This window comes from Helicobacter pylori, from assembly GCF_001998165.1.
GTDB lineage: Bacteria > Campylobacterota > Campylobacteria > Campylobacterales > Helicobacteraceae > Helicobacter > Helicobacter pylori_DL.
Window position 1 is genome coordinate 12,443 of record NZ_MTWR01000003.1, and the last position, 22,169, is coordinate 34,611.

The 22,169-nt window shown below is 40.6% G+C and carries 14 protein-coding genes; 1 reads left to right on the top strand and 13 read right to left on the bottom strand.

From position 1 onward, the window contains the following. The 5 genes from BZK24_RS00540 to rplU all read right to left on the bottom strand — a co-directional run bounded on the left by BZK24_RS00540 (position 1) and on the right by rplU (position 4,238). Entirely contained in the window at positions 1-858 is an 858-nt protein-coding gene (locus tag BZK24_RS00540) for an ABC transporter permease (protein ID WP_000443401.1), read from the bottom strand. Next, entirely contained in the window at positions 858-1,862 is a 1,005-nt protein-coding gene (locus tag BZK24_RS00545; RefSeq protein ID WP_000947978.1) for an ABC transporter permease, read from the bottom strand. The genes BZK24_RS00540 and BZK24_RS00545 overlap by 1 nt, the downstream gene beginning before the upstream one ends. Before the next feature lie 10 nt (positions 1,863-1,872). Then, positions 1,873-3,525, bottom strand: coding sequence for an ABC transporter substrate-binding protein (locus BZK24_RS00550; protein ID WP_077656233.1), 1,653 nt, complete (start codon positions 3,523-3,525; stop codon positions 1,873-1,875). A gap of 117 nt (positions 3,526-3,642) precedes the next feature. Next, a complete protein-coding gene (rpmA, locus tag BZK24_RS00555) occupies positions 3,643-3,909 on the bottom strand; it encodes a 50S ribosomal protein L27 (RefSeq protein ID WP_000940607.1) in 267 nt (88 codons plus the stop codon). Positions 3,910-3,923: 14 nt separating this feature from the next. Continuing rightward, the gene (gene rplU, locus BZK24_RS00560; RefSeq protein WP_000119333.1) at positions 3,924-4,238 is read right to left on the bottom strand and encodes a 50S ribosomal protein L21; all 315 of its coding nucleotides are present in this window, start codon (positions 4,236-4,238) and stop codon (positions 3,924-3,926) included. A 242-nt stretch (positions 4,239-4,480) separates the two neighbouring features. On the opposite strand from rplU, the gene flgL reads away from it, so the two are divergent. Beyond that, a complete protein-coding gene (flgL, locus tag BZK24_RS00565; RefSeq protein WP_077656234.1) occupies positions 4,481-6,967 on the top strand; it encodes a flagellar hook-associated protein FlgL in 2,487 nt (828 codons plus the stop codon). 80 nt (positions 6,968-7,047) lie between these two features. Here the strand turns inward: flgL and BZK24_RS00570 are convergent, their stop codons facing one another. The 8 genes from BZK24_RS00570 to bioV all read right to left on the bottom strand — a co-directional run bounded on the left by BZK24_RS00570 (position 7,048) and on the right by bioV (position 22,167). Further along, entirely contained in the window at positions 7,048-8,067 is a 1,020-nt protein-coding gene (locus BZK24_RS00570) for an aliphatic amidase (protein ID WP_077656235.1), read from the bottom strand. Between the two features lie 188 nt (positions 8,068-8,255). After that, on the bottom strand, positions 8,256-9,935 hold the full coding sequence (locus BZK24_RS00575; RefSeq protein ID WP_077656236.1) for a bifunctional chorismate-binding protein/class IV aminotransferase: 1,680 nt from the start codon (positions 9,933-9,935) through the stop codon (positions 8,256-8,258). Next, positions 9,936-10,808 (bottom strand): DUF2156 domain-containing protein, encoded by an 873-nt coding sequence (locus BZK24_RS00580; protein ID WP_077656237.1) that lies wholly within the window; start codon positions 10,806-10,808, stop codon positions 9,936-9,938. It lies immediately after the preceding gene. A 12-nt stretch (positions 10,809-10,820) separates the two neighbouring features. Beyond that, positions 10,821-11,111 carry a chorismate mutase gene (locus BZK24_RS00585; RefSeq protein ID WP_077656238.1) on the bottom strand — a complete coding sequence of 97 codons (291 nt, stop codon included), beginning with the start codon at positions 11,109-11,111 and terminating at the stop codon, positions 10,821-10,823. Positions 11,112-11,115: 4 nt separating this feature from the next. Continuing rightward, positions 11,116-12,333 (bottom strand): diaminopimelate decarboxylase, encoded by a 1,218-nt coding sequence (gene lysA / locus BZK24_RS00590; RefSeq protein WP_077656239.1) that lies wholly within the window; start codon positions 12,331-12,333, stop codon positions 11,116-11,118. Positions 12,334-12,380: 47 nt separating this feature from the next. After that, positions 12,381-21,095, bottom strand: coding sequence for an immunomodulatory autotransporter protein ImaA (gene imaA / locus BZK24_RS00595; protein ID WP_077656240.1), 8,715 nt, complete (start codon positions 21,093-21,095; stop codon positions 12,381-12,383). 67 nt (positions 21,096-21,162) lie between these two features. Further along, positions 21,163-21,636 (bottom strand): DUF4149 domain-containing protein, encoded by a 474-nt coding sequence (locus BZK24_RS00600; RefSeq protein WP_000724029.1) that lies wholly within the window; start codon positions 21,634-21,636, stop codon positions 21,163-21,165. 12 nt (positions 21,637-21,648) lie between these two features. Beyond that, a complete protein-coding gene (gene bioV, locus BZK24_RS00605) occupies positions 21,649-22,167 on the bottom strand; it encodes a pimeloyl-ACP methyl ester esterase BioV (protein ID WP_001210552.1) in 519 nt (172 codons plus the stop codon). Positions 22,168-22,169: the final 2 nt, after the last annotated feature.

Genomic DNA, 22,169 nt, shown 5'->3' on the forward strand with positions numbered 1-22,169 from the left:
TTAAGAGGCCCGTTTAGGATCTAAAGCGTCCATGATGCCATCGCCTACCAGATTAAAACTCATAACCGTTAAAAAAATCATCACCCCAGGGAAAACAAGCATCCAAGGAGCGGTAGCGATGTATTGCATGGAGTTCATCAACATCGCTCCCCATTCAGGTTTGGGAGGTTGGGCCCCAAGACCTAAGAAGCTCAGCGCGGCCGCTTCTAAAACCGTGGAAGCAAAACCCATTGTCGTTTGCACGATCAAAGGGATAATGCAATTAGGGAAGATCACCTTACACATCAAACGAAGATGCGAAGAGCCATTGATTTTAGAAGCGATCACGTATTCTTTTTCTTTTTCGCCTAGCACAGAGCTGCGCACCAATCGTGCAAATCCAGGAATCCCCACAAACCCAATAGCGAGCATGGCGTTAGTGAGTGAAGGCCCTAACACAGCGACCACAATGACGATCAATAAAATGGAGGGCAAAGCGAACATGATGTCCATGATACGCATGATAATTGCATCTGTTTTCCCTCCAAAATACCCCGCTATTAGCCCTAATATCGTGCCAAAAAAGACTGCAATCCCCATAGAAACAATCCCTATGGTTAAAGAAATCCTGGCCCCATAGATCAAGCGGCTCAAAATATCGCGCCCCAAATCATCGGTGCCTAAAAGGTATTTAGCGTTCCCTCCATGCTCCCATATAGGCTTTAAAAGGCGATCTTGTGCGTTTTGGACATAAGGATCATAAGGGGCTAAAAGGGGTGCAAAAACAGCGCAAACCACCAATAAAAGCACAATCCATGCCCCAACGACCGCCGCCTTATTTTTTTTGAATTGTTGGATAAACTCTCTAAAAGACTCCATTATGACAACCTTATTCTAGGATCAATAAAAGCATATAAAATATCCACTAAGAGATTAGCCCCAATATACATCATGGCGATAATCAAAGACATGGACTGGATAATCGGGAAATCGCGCTGGTTGAGCGCATTAACGATCCACTTACCAATCCCAGGCCATGAGAAAACCGTTTCAGTTATCATGCTCCCCCCTAAAAGCCCGGCCAACATCAAGCCTGCGATAGTCGTTACAGGGATTAACGCATTACGCAAAGTGTGCACAAAAATCACCCTAAAGGAGCTGCACCCCTTAGCTTTAGCGGTGCGCACGTAATCTTCTTTAGACACTTCTGCCATGCTCGCACGAGTCATTCTCGCAATAACAGCGGTAGAAACCGTGGCTAACACAATGCTAGGCAAAATCAAGTGCTTGATCGTATCCACAAACGCCCCATAATCCCTTGCGATCAGGCTGTCTATCAAATAAAGACCTGTGGGGCCATCTAAATAATACACATCGCTCAAACGCCCAAAAACAGGCAACCACCCCAATTGCACGCTAAAGATATAAATCAGCATGAGCCCTAGCCAAAACACCGGCATAGAAATCCCAGCTAAAGCGAAAGTCATGCTAGAATAATCAAACACGCTATAGCGTTTGATCGCAGCCAACACGCCAACGCTAATACCCAAAACAAGAGCCATAAACAAAGCGATCAAAGCTAATTCCACCGTAGCCGGGAATCGTTGCCAAAACTCATGCATCACAGGCTCACCGGTCATGATAGAAGCGCCAAAATTGCCATGCAACACATTATTGATAAAGAAAAAATACTGCTCTATCAAGGGCTTATTCAAGCCAAATTGCTCCCTTAAAGCGTCAATAGCGGCTTGATTGGCCTTTTCGCCTAAAATCACTAACGCCGGATCTCCTGGCACTAAATGCACCATCATAAACACGATGATACTCACTCCAAACAGCGTGGGGATCGCCCACAAAATACGCTTAATGATAAAACTCAGCATGCAACCCCTTTCATTTTTCTAAATACACCTTAAAGAAGCGATTCACGCTCACTCCGGTCGTTTTATAGCCTTTGACTTTAGACAAGTGCGGCACCACTGAATAAGGGTAGGCTAAAGGCACATAGGGTGCGTCTTTATGGATAATTTCTTGAGCCTTTAAATAAAGGGCTTCTCTCTCCTTTTGATCCGAAACCCGTTTAGCCTTTATGAGCAGATCGGAAAAGGCGTCGCTCTTATAAAAAGAACCATTTTGAGTGGGTATGGCTGAAGCGGCTTGCTTGCTCCATAAGGTGTATAAGAAATTATCCGGATCCGCAATGTCTGCCATCCAGCCTGCAAACGCCATTTCATGTTCGCCCAAGCCCGTTCTTTTCAAATAAGCCCCCCACTCATACACTTCAATTTTCACATCAATGCCAATTTTAGCCAGGCTCGCTTGTATGAACACCGCTCCTTTTGGGTTACGAGTGGCAGTGGTAAAAATGGTGGTTTTAAAGCCGTTAGGATACCCCGCTTGCTTCAGTAACTCTTTAGCCTTTTTCAAATCGTATTCATAGGGTTTGATATTGTAGTTATAACCCCATATGGTGGGCGGGAAAGGATTGACCATTTTTTGGGCAAAGCCTTCATAAATCACCTTAATGTAATCATCCACATTAATCGCATGGTTGATAGCTAAACGCACCAAAGGGTTGTTAAAATACTTTTTTTGCGTGTTCAACGAAAGCCAACTCGCCAACAACCCAGCACTTTTGTCCACCACGATATTAGGGACTTTTTCTAATTGTTCCACTTCATTGAGGTTAGGCCCGGTCATGAGCATGATTTCGCCAGTTCTTAACGCCAAGGCGCGAGTGGAAGAATTAGGAATGGTGCGCACCACCACTTTGTCTAAATAAGCTTTAGGCCCCCAATAATCCTGGTTTTTAACCAAAATGATTTTCTCATCTTTATTCCACAAAAAGAATTTGAAAGGCCCTGTCCCAACAGGTTTTTTAGCCAACTCGTCTTTTTTATTATTTTGAGCCAAGTAATCAGCGTAATCCTTACTCAAAATGCTCAAAAAATCCATGCCTAAATTGGCTAAAAACGGGGCTTCTGGCCCATTAAGCGTGAATCTAATGGTATAGTCATCTAAAGCTTCAATGCTCTTGATAATATGAGACATGCCCATGCCTTCCCAATACTTATAGCTTTTAGCCCCCGGGCTATAGTATCGTTTAGCCTTATCCATTTGGCGCTCAAAAGAAAACAGCACGTCTTTAGCGCTAAACTCTACTTTTTTATTCCAATATTTCGTCTGGTGGAAATAAACCCCTTTGCGTAAATGAAAGGTATATACAAGACCATCTGGGGATATTTCCCAACTCGTCGCTAAGGCTGGTTCAATTTCTGTGGTGCCGTATTTGAATTGCACGAGCGTGTCATAAATATTGCCCGTCGCCACATAGCTTTCGCCATCAGTCACTAAGGCCGGATCCATGCTCGAGCCATCAGCGCCTCTTGCAAAAACCAAAACGCCTCCAAAACGCTTTTGCTCTTCAACAGAAATATTTTCTTTAGATGGATCAAGAGTGGCGTTTGGGCTTTCTGAAGCTTTCAAAAAAACCCCAAACAACAATAAAACAGAAAGGGATAAACCCTTAACAAAAACATTATTCATAAGCCAATCTCCACAACAAATTCTATAAAAGGATAGAGATCTAAATTATAAATATTTTATGGTGTTTATAGGCGTTTCACAAACACCCAAAGGTTTAATTAACCTTTAAAGGTTACCCTACTCCCCAAAATTTTGACTAACCACAGAAACCTTTTTGCGGCTTCTGTCTTTATGCTCAAACTTCACAACGCCATCTATGAGCGCGTATAAGGTATGGTCTTTCCCCATGCCTACATTATTACCGGGATGGATTTTAGTGCCTCTTTGGCGCACGATAATATTCCCTGCTCTCACAAATTCTGAGCCAAATTTTTTCACGCCTAAGCGTCTTCCTGCAGAATCTCTGTTATTCTGCGTGCTCCCTTGACCTTTCTTGTGTGCCATTGTTTAATACTCCTTTATGCTACAATTTTAGTGATTCTCACACGAGTGAAATCTCTTCTAAAACCACGCTTGGTTTTGCTGTCTTTTCGGCGGCGTTTTTTGAAAGTGATGACTTTTTTGCCACGCCCTTCATTGATCACTTCCGCTTCAATTTTAGCCCCATTCACAAAGGGTTTCCCAAAAGAGAGTTTGCCCTCTTTGGATACGGCTAACACTTCCACTAATTCCACTAAAGCCTTAGGCTCTTTATTCATTTTATCCAGTAAAACAATATCGCCTTCAACGACTTTATATTGCTTACCACCATGCTTGAATATTGCGTATGACATTTCTATTTCCTTAAAAATTGAACGCTCTTTTTAAAATAAACGCTTATTATAGTGAGTATTTGCTAAAATTTAACTTTAAATTTAGTTTAAATTCACATTAAAAGAATTTTTTTACTCAAAAACACCCCATTTAACCCGCCATTATTACCCCGCATTGCCCCACTCAAACCATTCATGATTATTATTAACTTGTTTTGGAATACTTTTAGCTTGTTTGTTAAAAAACCAATAAGGATTTGATCATGCGCGTTACCTTTGGCTCAAAATACAACCAAATGAATAATTATCAAAACGCTTTACAAAATAAAATCAACGACGCTAACACGCAGATCGCTTCAGGGCTAAAAATCCGTTATGGTTATCAAAACAGCGACATTAACAACCAGAATTTAAAATTCCAATACGAAGAAAACACCTTAAATCAAGGCATTGATGTGGCTCAAAACGCTTACACTTCAACGCTCAATACCGACAAAGCCTTGCAAGAATTTTCTAAAACGATGGAGGCGTTTAAAACCAAACTCATCCAATCCGCTAACGATGTGCATTCAGAAACTTCTCGTGCCGCTATCGCTAACGATTTAGAACGCTTGAGAGAGCATATGATAAATGTTGCTAACACCTCCATAGGGGGGGAATTTTTATTTGGGGGCAGTAAGGTGGATAGACCCCCCATTGATAGTAATGGGAAATACCATGGCAATGGCGAAGATTTAAACGCGCTTATTAGCTCTGATAACCTTGTGCCTTATAATATTAGCGGGCAAGATTTGTTTTTAGGCACAGATAAAGACAAACACAAGCTCATCACCACCAACATTAAATTATTCAATCAAAACAAGCTCCACCCTGATGTGATGGACGCTTTAGAGCATTCTTCATTGCCTGAAGAAGTTTTTATTAAACCCGGTGATACCTTGCGAGAACTCATCGGCGATAACGACAAAGACCCCACCAACGACCCTAAAGAGTTTTTTTATTTGCAAGGCGTTAGGCCTGATGGCTCTAGTTTTAAAGAAAAATTCGCGCTCTCTAAAGCCTACCAAAACCAAGAAAGCGCGACTAAAGTGAGCGATTTATTGGATAAAATCGCTCACGCTTACGGGAACACTTCGCAAAATAAGGTCGTGGATGTGAGTTTGAACAATTGGGGGCAAATTGAGATCAAAAACCTAACCCCCGGCAGTGAAAATTTGGATTTTCATTTGATTTCTAGCGATGGGGATTTTGATGATTTAGATGCCTTGCGTTCTAGCGGTAAAAGGGTTACTGAATATGTCAAAAGCGCGTTTGTAACGGATAGGAGTTTGAGCCAAGTTAAAGCGGTGCCTAACATGTATAATCCCAAGGTGCTTGAAATCCCTAGCGTGTTTGTCACTAAAGACAATGTTTTAGCCAACAAAAACACTAAATTGAGCGAGATTTTTGGCGATAAGGTGGAAACTTTAAAAATCAACGCCAGCCGTTTGGACGATGAAAACGCTATTCAAATCCCAAACCTCCCTATTAATTTGGGTATTCCCATTCTTTTAGACGTGAAAAACTCTACGATTAAAGATTTGAAAGACGCGATTAAAGAACGCTTCAATAATGAAGTGGATGTGGAAATTACAACAAACGGGCGTTTGAGGATCATTGATAATTCTTCTAAAGAATCGCCTATTTCTTTGGCCTTAAGCACCCTAGATCAAAAAGGGCTAGAAGTGGCCGGTATCCCCACTAATAACGCAAGCGAATACCAAAAAACCTACTTCAATAAAGAAGGGGCAAAATTAGAAAGCAATGTCGCTCAGATCGCTCAAAATGGCGCGGCTAATGGCTCTACTAAACTGAGTGAAGTCGCTAAGGGGAGTTTAGAAAATAGCGTTTTTAACATGAAATTAAACGATGTGAATGGCTTATTTTTGGAAGCGCAAATGAACTTGGATAATAATGGGGCTTTTTTGAGTTTGCCTAATGGCATTAAAATCCCGCTTTATGACCCCACAACCGCTAATATTCAAGCTTCTAAACCCAATGAAGTCACTTACAGGCAACTTATGGATGCGATGAGTATTGCGCTCAATTACAGCAATACTGACCCAGCCATCTACCAACAAATCAGCGATAACCCCACTTCAAAAGAAAGCAAGGAGCGCTTTATTGAATTGTTAAAACAAGCTAAAGACAACCTTTCTATTAATTTGAATGAAGAGGGAAAAGTCATCATCCAAGACAACATGCATTCAAACACCAAAATGCAGTTCATGCTTTTTGATAAAGACGCGAAGGATTTTTCTCAAAACGCCTTGCACAGCGACAAACCAAGCCTTAAATTAAACGCTAATAACGCCCTAATTATTGACAAGCCCAGCGTGAATTTTTTTGATCAATTAGAAAATATTATCACTTCTGTAAGAAAAGGGATTTATCGCCCGGACGCTTTAGGGGATACTTATTCTAGCGACATGCGTAATTTAGGCATTCAAAACGGCATCACCCTTATAGATCACTTGAGCGATCACATAGAAAAAATGATCGCTAAAAACGGCTCTCATGGTAAGGCGTTTGAGAACATTATCAGGCGTAATGAAGTTTTAAAAACGCAAGTTCAAAGCATTCGTGGGGAAACGACCGGCACGGATATGGCAGAAACTTACAATAAATTTTCCAATCTCACTAACAACTATAACGCCGTTTTGGCTTCCACGAACAAAATCAATAATCTGTCTTTAACGAAATATTTGTAACCTTTTGGTGGTTTTTAAGCGTTCTAAAAAGAGGTATTAAAATGCTTTCAAGCTTCTATGAAGCCCCCCTCCTTTTGCCCTTATTTCGTGGGCAAATCGCCTACAGGACAAGCGGCCACACCCACGCTTGGGCGAGTGATTTTTTCTACATTTTCTTGAGCTTTTTTGGGGTCATTAACCCAAGTTTTATAGAACTCAAAAGGGCATTCCGCCACACCCTTATCCCCATCGCCACTAGCAAAAACCCCACTATAACCTCTGTGCAAGAGTTTGAAGAGTTGGTTTTGGCTTTGGTCGTATTTTCTCGCATCACGGATTTGTTGCACGGAAAGTTGAGCGTATTGAAGGCCATTTTCTTCTTCCCCGCATTCGCCCAAAGTATGCCCGTCAAAACCAATAATGCTAGAATGCCCGAAATAGGAATACACCCCATCAAAGCCGGTCGCATTCGCTACCGCTACATAACATTGATTAGCCCACGCCATAGCTTTCACTATCGCAATTTGTTGCTCCTTAGCCGGATACATGTAGCCTTGACAGCGCACAATGAGTTCTGCCCCACGCATCGCGCAATCGCGCCAAATTTCAGGGTAGTTCCCATCATCGCAAATGATCAAAGAAACTTTCAAGCCCTTAGGCCCATCAACCACATAAGTTTTATCCCCAGGATACCAACATTCAATAGGGCACCAAGGCAAGATTTTGCGGTATTTTTGCACGATCTCACCCTTATCATTGACAAGAATCAAAGTGTTATAGGGATTCTTTTTAGCTTGCTCATGTTTTTCCCCAGTCAAAGAGAACACTCCCCAAACCTTGTTTTTCTTACAAGCCTCAGCAAAGATTGCGGTTTCTTCCCCAGGAACGCTTGCGGCTGTGTCAAACATTTCTTGTCTGTCATACATGATCCCATGCGTGCTGTATTCGGGGAAAATAATCAAATCCAACCCGGTCAAACCCTGTTTGACCCCACCAATCACCTTAGCGATATTGCGACAATTTTCTAACACCTGTTCTTTAGTGTGGAGTCTAGGCATCTTATAATTAACTACCGCTACACCCACAGTATCAGGGCTGCTACTAATATCTCCATGTCTCATGTTATGTTCCTTGTTTTTTTTTGATGAGAGTTCCTACAAACCCTCTACTTGAATTTATAAAATAGTTGTGTAAATGGATCTATAATGAATATGAAAACTTTAATCATTATGACTATTATGGGCGAGTTTTAACTTTTTTGTAGTAGCCTATTTCTAAAAAATGAGGTTTTAGCCGCTCTATTTTATGGTTATTTGATTTTCACTTCCACTAAGCCATATAGCGCATTGATGCAATAGATTTTAGACGCTCTTTGCAAGTCTTGCAATTTTAAAGGGGCATGCTCAACAAGACCCTTTTTTAACAATCCCATCACACCCGTCCCGTTTAACGCACCAGAGCTAAAATAAGGGGTTAAAAGCCTGTTATGGATTTCTAAAATGAGATTGCTCCTAGCACCCTCAGTGAGTTCTAGATCCTGGTTATAAAAGATTTCATCAAAAATAACGCCTTTTTTAATGAGCGCTCGAGCGTTTTGATAAAAAGGGGCATAAGTGGTCTTATGGTATAAAAAATCATTGCGTTTATCAATGGGGGCTTCACTCAAACGAATTTCTAGGCTTTTTAAAGGCTCTAAGGCTTTGTATTCTTTAATGAGCTTGCCCTTTTTATTGAGTAAAACCCTTAAAACCCCTTCTTTTTCTAATTCAAAGTCTAAAAGATTTTCATCATGTTTGAAATTGAAATATTGGGCGCTATTCATTAAGCGTTCTTTATGGGCGTTTTTATTGTTAATCTCTAATTTTTGATCCTTTTTGATAATTTTCATCGTCTCTACAATCTCAAATTCTATTTTGGGCATCACAAAAAAGGATTTTAAAAAGCTCTCTTCATATTCTTTGGGCGCTTTACTTTTATAAGTTACCCCACTCCCTACCCCTAAATGCAAAAAATCTTCGCACGCTCTTTTTTCTAAAGTGCGGATAGGCACGCTAAAAAGGGCTTTTTTTTCTTCAACCATGCCTATCGCTCCGCAATACACCCCCCTAGGGCGTTTTTCTAAACTTTCAATGATTTGCATGGTTTTTATTTTAGGGCATCCGGTCACAGAGCCGCAAGGGAACAACGCCTTAAAAATCTCAAACAAGCTGGTTTTTAGGGGCAATTTCGCTTCAATCTCGCTTATCATTTGATACACGCTAGGCAAGCTGATGATTTCAAACAATTGATTGACTTTCACGCTATTTTTTAAGGCCAAACGGCTCAAATCGTTACGTAGTAAATCCACAATCATCACATTTTCACTTCTATTTTTGTCATCATTTTGCAAAAACAATCGGTTTTTTTCATCGATTAAGGGGTTATTTGAGCGAGCGATCGTGCCTTTCATGGGTTTTGTAACAATCTTAATCGCTGTGTCTAAAAACTCTAATTCAAAAAACAATTCCGGCGAAAAGCTTAAAACGCTCCCAAACTCATTTTCTATAAAAGCCTTAAAAGGCGTGTTTTGGTTGTGTATCACTTCCTTAAAAACGCGCTTTGGTTTGGCTTTAGTGTCTAAAAATAAATCCATCGTGAGATTCACTTGATAGGTATCGCCGTTTTTGAGATATTCTTTAACGGCTTTAAACTGCTTGAAATAAGTTTTTTGATCTAAAGAGCTGTGGATTTTGGGGTAAAACGCATGCTCTTTTAAAGGCTCTAAAGAATATTTTTTTCTTTCTAAAAATTGTTCAAAATACAAAAAAGGGGTTTGGCTTTGAAAAGTTTCATCTAAAAACGCTAAGCGCGCTTCGTATAAAAGATACCCCACAAAATACCCATTCCCCCTATTTTGAGAGATGAAATCCAAGGCGTTTTTCAGCTCATTAAGATTGGTGGCGGTGAGTTTTTTAATCCTTTTTTGATATTTAAAATCCCCAAAAATCATTTAATTTTTAGCAACGGCTTCGTATTTGTCTATCAAAAACACCGGGTTATAGCTCATTTTAGCCCTTCTCAAACCCTCTAACCCTAGATCTTCTTCTCTGTTAGCGTAAGTCAAATGGCTAAATTCATTCAAAAGCAATTGCTGGTTGATGATTTGATACGCGCCTGCAATATCTGTGCGGGCTTTTTCAATGTGGATGAGCGCGCTCTCTTCATTTAAAACTTCTCCAAAACTAAACGAGACTATTTCCCCATTAACCCTAATAAGCCCCCCTTTCACATCCAAGCTTTCATAATTTTCTAACACGCTTTGAATGCCCTTATTTTCGTTGATTAACCCTATATCATCAGTCTGGCTTTCTAAAAACCATTTTTTGGAGGCTTCTAAAACTTCCTTTCTGTTTTGAGGAGAAATTTTTTCATAAACAAAATTCGCATAATTGGTTAAAAACTGGTTTAAGTGGTTTTTTTTCTTATGGTATTTTTTCCCTTTTAAAGCGATCAATTCTTTAATAGAATAAACATAATCGCTCCTGTCTCGGTTGTAAGTGAAATCAAACACCCCTACAAAATTGTCTTTCAAATCGTCTTTTTGCTCTAAAGTCAGGGAGTGGAATCTTAAATTTTTTTCTAATTTCAAAAGCTCTTTCACGCATTCATGCGGCCTCTTACCGATAGGATAGAAATAAAAGGGTTTTTGATTTTCATAAGTGGTTTGAATCACCAAACAATCCCTAATCACAGCCACTTGAATGAGCCTTGCGTGCTGCCATAAAAAGCAATTCGTAAAACTCACATCTGATAAAACGATTTTTTGAGCGCTTAAAAATCTTGAAAACAAGTCCTTATGCGCTAGGGTAATTTTTTCAAACATAACAACTCTCTTTTATTTTTTTAACTCTTTGAGGGCGTTTTCTTGAAATTTTCTAGAAATCTTAAAAACCTCTGCATAAAAACCCGTAAGAATTTCTCCATTCAAATGCTTGAAATCCCTTTGGCTGAGTCGTTGTAAAATTTCTCGCTCTCTTTTAGGGCAATAAATGGGGCTTTCTTGTTTGATGAGAGCGATTTTTAAAGCGATTTCTAAGCGTTTGTCTAAAAGATCGCTCAATTCATTATCCAACACATCAATTTCAGCCCTTAAATTTTCTAAAAGACTATCCAAATTCTTTTGCATCTAATCAAACCCCTTCTAAACCTTCTATTTCCAAACGCCATAAATCTTCTAAAGCCTCTCTTTTTCTAATCACTCTGATTTTGTGATCTTCTAGGGCTAATTCTAAGAGTTTGGGGCGCGAATTGTATTGACTGGCCATGCTAGAGCCATAAGCCCCAACCTTTTCTATGGCTAATTTATCGCCCGGCTCTAATTCTGGCAAATTGGCGTCTTTTAAAAAAGTGTCGCTGCTCTCACACACAGGCCCTACCACATCGCAAGGCGAGATCTTACGCCCCTTAGAGGGCGTTATAACCCTTATGGCGTGCTTAGCATGATACAAACTGGGGCGTAAAAAATCATTCATGCCCGCATCTACGATTACAAAGCGCTTGTTTTGAGCCTTTTTTTCATATAAAACCTGCGTGATCAATTCCCCACTCTCAGCCACGATCGAGCGGCCCGGCTCACAAATAATAGTCAAATCCAAGCCTTGAAGCGCGTTTAAAATCCCTTGCGCGTAATCATAAAGCTTGATAGTCTCTTCATTTTCATAACTCACGCCAATCCCTCCACCCACATCAAAAAAACGCAAATCTATCCCTAGTGCGATCAAAGATTTAGCGATTTTAGCCACCTTTTGGCTCGCTTCTATAATCGGCTCTAAATCTAAGAGCTGCGATCCGATATGAAAATGCACGCTAACAGGCTCTAAAAACACGCTTTTTTTAGCCCAAAGAAACATTTCTAAAGCTTCTTTTTCTCCCACGCCGAACTTATTTTCTTTCAAACCGGTAGAAATATAGGGGTGCGTTTTAGCGTCAATGTTAGGGTTGATTCTAATGGAAATCCTAGCCTTTATCCCTAAAGATTGAGCGATTGTTTCAATCGTTTTTAATTCCATAAAACTTTCCACATTCAAAAATAAAATGTTGAGTTTTAGGGCTTGCTCTATTTCAAATGCGCTCTTACCCACCCCGCTAAACACGATTTTATAAGGCTTGATCCCAGCTTTTAAAGCCCTTTGTATCTCGCCTATGGAAACGCAATCCGCCCCACTCCCTAAATTCGCCAATAAAGAGAGAATACTCAAATTGGAATTCGCCTTTAAAGCGTAGCAAATCAAAGATTTACGCCCCTTAAACGCTTCTTTATAATTCAAAAAAGCCTGTTTGATCTTGTCAAAATCATAGAGGTAAAAAGGGGTTTTATAAGTTTGAAACAGCTCTTCATAATTAAACATGGAAAAACCTAACCATAAAATTTGAACGAAGCATTATAGCAAAAAAGCTAAAACGCCACTCGCATGCCCACATTCCCAGTGATATTAAGATCTTGGTATTGCAAGCCCATTTTAAGCCCCACCCCCGCATTCACATACATCAAACGCCACAAATGCATTTCGCCCCCTGTGATCACGCTCGCAAAAGTGTTAAAAATTTCCCCCTTGCGGTACAATAAAGTGTTTTCACCCACAAAACGCACCATATTGCCGCCTTTAGATTTGATCAAAAGATCCCTGCCCAACCTCGCCGTTACAAAATAATAGGAATTTTTACCAAAATATTTACGGCTCTCTAGCCCCATGTTGAGCGTTAAAACCGATTCGTTAGAAGGGTTTGAATGCATGACGAATTGTTGGTAAGCTGGATTTTGCATTTTGCCTTTCATCCCGCTCAAGCCTATAAAATGATAGCTCAAGCCCACTTGAGGTTTTAGCACCACGCTTTTTTGTTTGAACATGAAATCATAGCCGTAATTCCCGTTCACGCTCGTTGTCCAGGTGTTGTAGTTGTAGCGTTGGTTCAACACAGAGAGCAAGGAATTAGAAGAATTGATATGACTCGCATTGCCTCCATAAGTTTCATTCGCGCTCAAAGTGAATTCGTTTCTTTTCAAAAAAGCCCTCGCATACATCCCCACATCCACATTATTACCCAAAGAATGCATAATATTCCCATTAAAGTCGCTATAGCCATAAGCCACATAACCCCCAAGGATCACATTTTTAACCAACCTGTCATAGCCCACATTCAAGCCATAAAGCGTGCCATTGCCCCCAGAAATAAAGCTCGCTCCCCCCACCCCTTGAACCCAAAGGTTATTTTGGTGTTTGCTAAGTTGTGAATATTTGACAAAAACCTCTCCAGGGTTAGGATCGCTAAAACGCTTGTTTTTAAGCTCTAACAAGCGCTCAGAAAAATCAGACTCTCCCTCTCTAGCCCTAAAATCAGAGAGTTTGGTTAAACGGCTGGTTTGTTGGGTGTAACTCGCCAATTCTAAAAGGCTGGTAGCGTTATCCCTAAAATTAGGGTTAGAAATCAAGCTTGCAGTGTTTTGAAGATCTTTTGTTACGCCTAAGATTTCATTCAAAGAGTGGTTTTTTAAATAAATCGGTGCAAAAAGCGGGTTTTCTTTAGTGTCCATCATCAATGTTGAAAGCCACTTGATAGCGTTATTCCCCCCTATCGCTTCAATTTGATTGAGCGCGCTTTGCCCTTGAATGCCCACAATGTAATCTTGTAAAGTAGGGGGGGTAAAGTCCATGATCTTGTTGCCATAAGACATTTTAATCTGATCATGAAGGACAGAAAGGCTTAAAATATGGTTTTGAGAGGCATTATTTGAGTCAGGCAGCACTACGCTTAATAATAACCCCTTATCTTGTAATAAAACCCGTTGACCCAAATAAGTCAATACGCCGTTTTTTTCCTCTATGTGGTTTCCGTTGATATTGATTAAGGTATAGAGCTTCAAATACGATTGCAAGCTGTTAGGGTTGATATTGTAATCAATGTAACGGCTGCTTTTTAATAAAGTGTAAGTCGTGTTATTGGCCATGCTGTTATTGACATTGATAAAAGGCGTTTGGGTGGTGTTGAGATTAATGATCCCCTTTGCTTGAATGAGCGGATTTACAGGCGTTTGAGAATTTTCTAAATTGAAATTAATCGTTCCCAAATTATTCAAAGCCCCTCCTACTCCTAACCCATAAATCCCAGTGCTTAAAGAAGCGTTTGAAGCGATCACTAAATTTTGAAGCACCTCTATTTTTTGCGTGGCGTTGTTGTTAAACGCTCCTTGAATGTTTAAGTTATTCGTTACAAAGCTGGCGTTTTTTTCTAACACCGCTTGGTTGGAAATCGTGAGGTTGTTGGCTTGGAATTGAGCGTTATTGTAAAGATACAGGTTTTTAACGTTTGCAGAGCCTTTAATTTTTGAAAAATCAACCACCCCATTAGCGTAAATATTGCCTGAAAAATTGAAATCATTCGCCGTAACCATCAAGCTTTCATCGTTATTGTTCAAGGCGATTGGCGCGTTATTTGACGCGTTATTAGAAGAAGCGCCATTCGCGTTTTGGGCGTTAAGCGCGCAAGGGTTTGTAGCGTTAACTGCAGTTGGAGTGCTTAGTTGTGTGCAACTAGCGTTGATAAAAAGATCGCCTTGAGACACAGAAACATTGTTACTACCGGCGTTAATCTTAAGGCCGTTGCTGGCATCAAGCGTGGTGATGTTAATGTTAGAAACTTGATTGGACAATAAATTGAGCGTTCCAAAATGGTTAGTGAATGCAATATGATTGTTTCCGGCAAAAATGAGCGAATTCCCTGCGTTAAAAGAGAGCGTGCCTCCATTAGCGTTAGAGAAAGTGGAATTTTGCACAAAAACATTGCCTTGCGCGTTGAAACTAAAATCCCCTTTTTGCCACACTTGACTCAAGCCATAGGGAGCGAAAATCCCCTTTTTACCAAGACTAGGGATCAAATCCCCCAAACCTTGTTCATAAACAGGCCCTAAACCTTTAGCCGCTAGGACTTTGTCTAAAACGCTTTTAATCTGTTGGTTTTGCAACAGGCTTTCTAAAGAATTGAGCGTGTCTTGACCTAAAAATTCGCCAATCATTTGCTTGCCTAAAGCCACTACATCGTTTTTTAAAGCGTCGCTCGGCTTGACAATATCTTGCAGCATCACGCTTATGACTTGCCCTATATCGTTAGCGGAAATAAAGCCGGTGATCTGATTGAACAACCCTTTTTTACTCAATAAATCATTGATTGACATGCTGCCTATCAGCTTTTCAGGGTTTTGCAAATCAATGCCCCCTAGTCCGGCTAATCCCCCCACTAGCCCGGTCCAAAAGCCTAATTTTTGTCTGATCAAATCCTTAATCGCCGTGTTCAAACCGCTATCATTCATGAGGTTATCAAAATTATTCTGCCCCAAAAGTTGGCTTAGGGTTTGATTTTTTTGTTCAGGCGTTAAATACCCCCCAATCACACTACCACTCCCTAGCGTATTTACTATCAAATTCCCTAATCCCCCGGCTTTGTTAATGGATTGCACCGCCACTTCGCCCAAAATATTAGCGAGCCCGGCTTGATTGAAAACCTTATTAATACCCTCTTGGCCTAGCATGCTAAAAATCCCATCGGTTTGCGAGCTTACGATATTAGCCTGATTGAGAATGAGCGAAGTTTGGCTGTTAAAAGTTACACTAGCGCTCCCCCCAGTCCCCCATGCGTTCCCACTCCCTAAAGTGCCGGTAAGATAAATTTCTTTAGCGTTAAAAGTCGTGTCAATATAGCCCAAATCAGCCGAGCCAGACTCCAAAAGCTGCCCTAAATAAGTGCCTCTAAATTTTTGGCACACAATATCAGTATAATCACAAGGTGTTTGATAGCCCAAGCCCCCAAAAACCACCGCGCTATTAGTGTCTGTTTGCCCTATTTTAGTCGCTCCTATAATCAAAGCGCCGTTATTGAAATTTTGCACCACCGAATTGTTTGCATTATCAATCAACTCGTTAATGTTTTTCCAATCGCTAGGCGTGATGAGTTTGATAAGCTGGTTTAGCGCATCAGGGTTTAGATCGCTCAAACTTGAAAGCGAAAAATCATTCCCTAATATCTTTTTGATTTCAGGGTAGAGTTTGAGTGCCATTTGCCCTAACGCCTTGATATTATTGAAATTATAGCCCTTGTTATAGATGTGCAACGCGCTGATAGGGTTGCCTTGAGCGTTATAGGTTTGCGAGATGACAGAAGATTCAGAGGTTAGATTGTTATTTTTCGTGGTGTTGTTACTGCCGTTAGCTTGATAGGATTGGTTGGGGTTGTAATAGCCTTTCACGCTGCTAGTGAGATAAAACACGCCTTGTGCATCATCGCTATAAGAATACACGCCGTTAGCGTTGTTATAAACCTTTTGGTAGTTAAAGATTTCAGAGTCAATGTTATAGAGCGTGTTTTTAATGCCCGGGATTTGAGAGAGCGTAACGCTCAGTTGGTTGTCTTTAAAACTCTCGGTGATTTTTAGGGTGTTATTGAGAGGGTTAGTGAAACTATAAGTTTGGTTTTTAGCATCATAAATCCCATCATTGATGCGCATGCCAAAGAAGCTGATACGCTCATACCAATTACCATTCATGTCCGCTTGAATGATGTTATACACACGATTTTTATTGTCGTTTAGATCGCTTAGTAAATCAATGTTAGCGATATTCAAGCTCCCTTGATCGCTAAAAACAAGCTGGCTGTTTTTCAAATTCAGCACGCTGTTATTGTTAGGGTTTAAGAGGTTGCCTCCCAAACTCAAGGGCGCTTTAATGTCAAGAGTTTGATGGAAAGCGATGGGGCTTTGAGAAAAAGCGTTATCATAGAAATTAAACGCCGTGTTAGAGGTGATAGCGCTAGAGCCTTGGAAATCTAAAGAAGAATGATTGCTTAAATTAAACTGCCCTCCTAAAGAGACCGATCCCTTAAACACGATAGAGGAATCACTCAAACTCGTAGTAATATTCGCTGAATTGAAATTGACCGCCCCGTTAAAATTGATATGAGCGTTATTACTCGCAATCAAGCTCGCATAATCGTTGATCGTGGCGTTGTTGGAAACATTAATGGCACTTTGGTTGAGGTTGAGCGAGCTGGTGTCGTTCACATTCAAACCGCCTTGAAGTTCTAAAGTTGAATGGTTGCTCGCATTGATAGAGGCGTTTTGAGAAAGATTGATCGCATTGGCTTTAATGCTGCTTGTCCCCACTGAAACGCTTAAATTGGAATTGTCAAACAACACGCTATTAGCTGAAATTTGATACAAACCAGAGCTTAAATTAGAGCTGTTAGTGAAACTGATCGCATTAACGGCATTGAATTGAAAAACAGACTGCGTTTGCCCCACATAGCCTCTAAAAGAGCTGTTAGAAAAATCCAGATTCAAAGCGTTGAAACTAAAATTAGGGTTGCCTTTATTTTGCGCGGTATCGTCTATAAAATAGGAGTTTTGGGCTTGAATGTTCGCGCTGTTAGAGATAAAATTCATAGATGAGCTTTGCGTGCCAGCAGCGCGGTTATACAGAGTCGCGTTCGTTAAAAGAATGCCTTGAAGCCCGTTAAAATTAAGGCTCGCGCCCCCACCGCTAGAAATGCGATTCCCGCTTTCAATGCTGCCGGTGATGTAAATCTTTTGCGCTTCATAATGCCCTGTGATAAAGCCTATGCATTGCAAATTCCAGCAATGCCCGCTCGCATCATTGCTCCCTGCTCCTTTATTGTCCCCAAAGCGAATGATCACATTAGATTGCGGCGCATCGCTTACGCTCGTCCATATATTTTTAGCCCCAAAAACGATCGCGCTGTTTTGCCCGGTGAACATTTGAGAAAATTCCGCTTTAGTGAATAGAGTTTTCCCGCTCGCATAAAAGTCAATGCTGTTGTCATAATAGTAAATGGTGTTGTTTGCATTCCCTAAATTATTGTTATAGCTATTAGGCATGTAGGTCATAAAACCGACAACATCTTTATAATACAAATGATCCGATTTTTCCATATCCATGTAATCAAACACCATGCCAACGCCCAAGCGCCGGATAGAAATGCTGTTGGGTGAAAAAACCTCTTGGAAATTATAAGTTTGGTTGTTGAAAGAATACACCACATCATAGACGCCATTACCCGCGCTAGAGACGAGTTTTTCACTGCTTGCCCCATGCCCTTGGTAGTTGATGAGCTGCCATAAATTTTTACTGAAAGCGTTGTTGTATTCAATTTCTTTAGAAGAGCTTACAAGGGTGATAGGGTTGCCATTAGTGATAGCTTCATCAATATTAATCACCGAATGAGCGTTAAAAGTGATTGTCCCATCGCCAAAAGACAAAGGAGCGTTCAGGTTTTTTAAAGTGATGTTATTTAAAGTAACCTGCCCTTTCACGCTCGTGTTTGTGGGGCCATTAAAAACCACATTATCAAAAGTTGCATTCCCTGAAATATTCACAGAGCCGGTATTATTAAAATTAGCGTTATTTTGAGAGTTATTAGCAGAATTTCCAAAAACAGCGTTCCCGGCGATTTGCAAATTTGAATTAGCGTTAGTGAAATCCCCCACAAACGAGGTGGTCGCGCTGGAATTATTGAAATTAAAAGAAGCGCTGTTGTTAAAGTTAGCGTTATTGAACGAAGCGTTTTTTGCGCTAATCTCAAACGAACCGCTATTGAACTGGTTGTTATTTGAAAAATTCAAGTTATCGCCGCTGAATTGGTAACTCCCTCCATTAAAGTTGGTGTTTTCAAAAACCGCTTGCCCCGCATTGAAAATGAATTTCCCGTCTTTGGCTTGGTTAGTGAAAGTGGTGCCATACACCAAAAGTTTGCCGTTAGCGTTTAGGCCATTCAAATTCTGCGAATTGTCCATGTTTTGCGTGGAAAAAGTCATAGAGCTTGAATAAATCCCGGCGTTATGTTGCGTGATGGTAGCGTTAGCGATATTGATACTATCTACCCCATTAAAGACTAGATTAGCTGCCCCACCGGTGCCTATACGATTGCCAGAACGCAGATTCGCTGTGATATACACATGATAAGCGCTATAAGCGCCGTTAGTCGTGCCTGTGCATTGGTAATAGGGCCAAGGCCCGCAATGCCCATTAAGAGCGCTCCCTGAAGTGTCCCCAAAAGACACCGTGCCGCTAGAAGAAACGCTATTTCCAGTCCATGTTGCGTTATACCCAATCACCAGATTACTATTACTCGCGCTAAAGGTTTGTTTAAACGAGTTGGTATAGCTCCCCCATATTTGAACGCTCGGCAAGTAATAAGTCCCGCTCTCTGTAAAATTTTGGGATTTGGGGATGTAATATTTATGATCATACCAATGCATGTCAGCATTAATATAATTTGAAGCGGATAAGTCAAATTGTGATCCGCTGATTGTAGGGGGTGGCGTGTAAGTCCCGCTCTCTAAAGCCTGGATAATAATGGAATTGTGGCTGAAAGTTTCTTGCAGTTTGTAGATAGTATCCCCTATTTTGTAGCCCACTTGATAGACTTGTGGGGAGTCTTTAGTGGGTGCAGAGGGCGAAGAGTCAGTGTTTTTAGAGGTTGCAGCGTTTTCATTCAAAAGCTGTCCGGTAACCCCATTGTAAGTGATCATCTCCCACAAACCTTGAGCGAAACTTTGCGGTAATGAAGAGCTTTCGTTCGTTTTTAAGGCGTTTGTTAGGCTGTTGATTGCATGGTTTAAAAGATGATTATAAGTGATCCCACCGCTAGAATTTAAAATCGTTACACTATTTTTATCCCCTAAACTTGTGAGGTTGAAAGTCGTCCCTTGAGCGAGAGTGATTTTAGAACTCCCAAAATCAAGGGTTGCACCATTTTTCAAATCATTCTTACCGCTTAAAGTAACGCCACCGGTAACACTCATGTTGTTAGCATTAATGGAAGTGTTGAACGAAGTGTCATTAAAACTCGCATCTTTTTCTATAGTGATTTTACCGGTATTATTGAAAGTGGCGTTATTAAACGAAGCGTTTTGGATCGTTAGTTGGTGGTTTGAATTGTTAAAGGCTTGTTGGAAATTCACAAAGCCCTTAAGAGTGGTAGCATTACCACTAAAAGAGCTGTTTTGAATTTGGGGGTGCTGAGCGCTTTGATTGGTTTGGTTATTAAAAGTAAAAGTCCCCCCATTAAAGGAGCTGTTTTGGAAAGTGGCTTGATTGTTAAAAGTATAGGAAGCGTTACTAAACGAAGCGCCATTAAAAGAGCTTGCACCTTTAAAAGTGAAACTACCGCTATTAAAGGCGGTGTTATTGGTGGCTTTAAACTCTTTGTTGAAAGTATAACTCCCCCCATTCCATTTCGCCCCGCTAAAAGTGGCGTTCTCTTCAAAAGTGAAACTGCCGTTTGCATTGCTAAAGGTCGTGTTAGTAGCGTTTGTCGTGCCTTTAAAAGAATAGCTAGGCCCAGAAGTGGAGCAATTAGCCCCACTGCCAATTTTAGCTAAAGAACTGCAAGTATCCCCATTTAAAGAAACCGAATTAATGGTAATGGCGCTGTTAGCGTTGCCTATATTCACTTGCGAAGTTTTATACGCGCTGATATTGGAATTGACATTGACTTTATTAGCGTTCAAGTTTAAAGTGGCTGTGCCGGTGTGCGTGCCAGCTCCTGATCCCACACGATTACCCACTTCTACGCTGTTATTCACATTGATAGTCCCAGCGCTAAAAGTAACATTAGTATGCCCATTAGGATACCAAGAGGTGAAGCTATTCCCACTATTCGCACCTAGATTAAAAGTAGCGTTACTGCCTAATTCAATGTCTAAATTCCCCCCATTATACTCCTCTCCGGTGTAGTTATACAGACCGCTTAAAAAATAAGTGCCGTTATCATTTTTTAAATTAGCTGTAATATTTTGGTTGTTTTGAGTGTGGTAGTAATTAGCCGCATTACCCCCTGCCCAAGTTTTTGTGATGAGTTGGTTTCCTGTGAATTGTTGGGTTTTTTCCTCCCATTTATCACAACTCCATAGAGCATACCATGGACGATACACGCATACCCTTTGGCTTTTTTTCCCCCAACTAAGCCCCAAAATATCCGTTCCATCCGCATACGCCCCACTAGCAAACCCGCTGATCAGTAAAGGTGCGAGCCATAAAGGACGCTCTAAAATGATTTTTTGCGATCGTTTTATCTTTTTTGGTTTCTTTTTAAATTGTTTCATTTAAACGCTACCTTCTCATTTCCCAAATGGTAGCCAAAAACTCTCTCATTTGATTAAATCAAAGGGACTAAAGCACATTTTTCCCAAACAAACGCAAGAAAAACAAAGCGCACACCAACACAAGCAATTCCTTAAACAGCCATTCGCTTTGAGCGTGCGAACGGGCAAATTCAGCACTTTGAAGCGCAACTTCGCCCACTTTTTGCGCGTTTAAAATATAAGGCGTGTAATAAAAAACAAAGAGCAAACACAACGCCCCTATCGCCACGCCAAGGATCAAATACACTAACGATCTTTTATCATAAATAAACGAAATGATTTCATAAAGTAACACCACAAAACCGATCGCGCCTAAAAGGAAATTGAAACGCACAATGATTTGCGACATGAGTTTCCCGCTCTCAAACAAAGTCAAATTAAACTCAGGCAAAATGCTTGGGGCTTTGAAAACAATGGGTGCGACCATCATCCCTAAAGTGATCAAAGAGCCACCCAAAATGCCTAAAAGAAGCAAATACACCCCCAAACTAATTTTTTTCATCTTCCACCTTTTTTAAGATTTTTGCAACAAATGGTTATAGTCTTTAAACTGCCACACTTGAACCAAGGGCATAAAAAATTCTAAAAGGGCTTGAATGTCAGTGATCCTGTCTTTTAAACCGATAAACACTTCAATCTTCACGCCCTTTTCCAATAAAAATCTAATTATAGAATCACTATACTTGTAATCCAATAAAAATTCCAATTCTTCTAAAGAACCCTCTCTTTTAAAACGCTCCAATTGGGCGTCCAAGCCCACGGCTTGATAAAAGTTATCCATGTAGCTTTGCGGATCTTTTTGGAACGAAGAAAGTTGCAAGCGTTTGAACGCCAAACTCTTATGCGCTAGCATGCAAGGCGAAAACAATAACAAGGAATGGATGCGCCGTTGTTGCAAGACTTCATTATAAGCGTATTCTATCGCCTTAATCGCCCCCATAGAAAAGCCTGACACATCATAAGCCCCTTTTAAAAGCCACTCTTCAAACAAAACGCTTTCATTGATGAACCCAAAACCACTAAAAAAACGCATTT

Excerpts from the sequence above, each read along its gene's own strand:
- BZK24_RS00540 (WP_000443401.1), bottom strand. The coding sequence starts at position 858 with ATGGAGTCTTTTAGAGAGTTTATCCAACAATTCAAAAAAAATAAGGCG.
- BZK24_RS00545 (WP_000947978.1), bottom strand. The coding sequence starts at position 1,862 with ATGCTGAGTTTTATCATTAAGCGTATTTTGTGGGCGATCCCCACGCTG.
- BZK24_RS00550 (WP_077656233.1), bottom strand. The coding sequence starts at position 3,525 with ATGAATAATGTTTTTGTTAAGGGTTTATCCCTTTCTGTTTTATTGTTG.
- rpmA (WP_000940607.1), bottom strand. The coding sequence starts at position 3,909 with ATGGCACACAAGAAAGGTCAAGGGAGCACGCAGAATAACAGAGATTCT.
- rplU (WP_000119333.1), bottom strand. The coding sequence starts at position 4,238 with ATGTCATACGCAATATTCAAGCATGGTGGTAAGCAATATAAAGTCGTT.
- flgL (WP_077656234.1), top strand. The coding sequence starts at position 4,481 with ATGCGCGTTACCTTTGGCTCAAAATACAACCAAATGAATAATTATCAA.
- BZK24_RS00570 (WP_077656235.1), bottom strand. The coding sequence starts at position 8,067 with ATGAGACATGGAGATATTAGTAGCAGCCCTGATACTGTGGGTGTAGCG.
- BZK24_RS00575 (WP_077656236.1), bottom strand. The coding sequence starts at position 9,935 with ATGATTTTTGGGGATTTTAAATATCAAAAAAGGATTAAAAAACTCACC.
- BZK24_RS00580 (WP_077656237.1), bottom strand. The coding sequence starts at position 10,808 with ATGTTTGAAAAAATTACCCTAGCGCATAAGGACTTGTTTTCAAGATTT.
- BZK24_RS00585 (WP_077656238.1), bottom strand. The coding sequence starts at position 11,111 with ATGCAAAAGAATTTGGATAGTCTTTTAGAAAATTTAAGGGCTGAAATT.
- lysA (WP_077656239.1), bottom strand. The coding sequence starts at position 12,333 with ATGTTTAATTATGAAGAGCTGTTTCAAACTTATAAAACCCCTTTTTAC.
- imaA (WP_077656240.1), bottom strand. The coding sequence starts at position 21,095 with ATGAAACAATTTAAAAAGAAACCAAAAAAGATAAAACGATCGCAAAAA.
- BZK24_RS00600 (WP_000724029.1), bottom strand. The coding sequence starts at position 21,636 with ATGAAAAAAATTAGTTTGGGGGTGTATTTGCTTCTTTTAGGCATTTTG.
- bioV (WP_001210552.1), bottom strand. The coding sequence starts at position 22,167 with ATGCGTTTTTTTAGTGGTTTTGGGTTCATCAATGAAAGCGTTTTGTTT.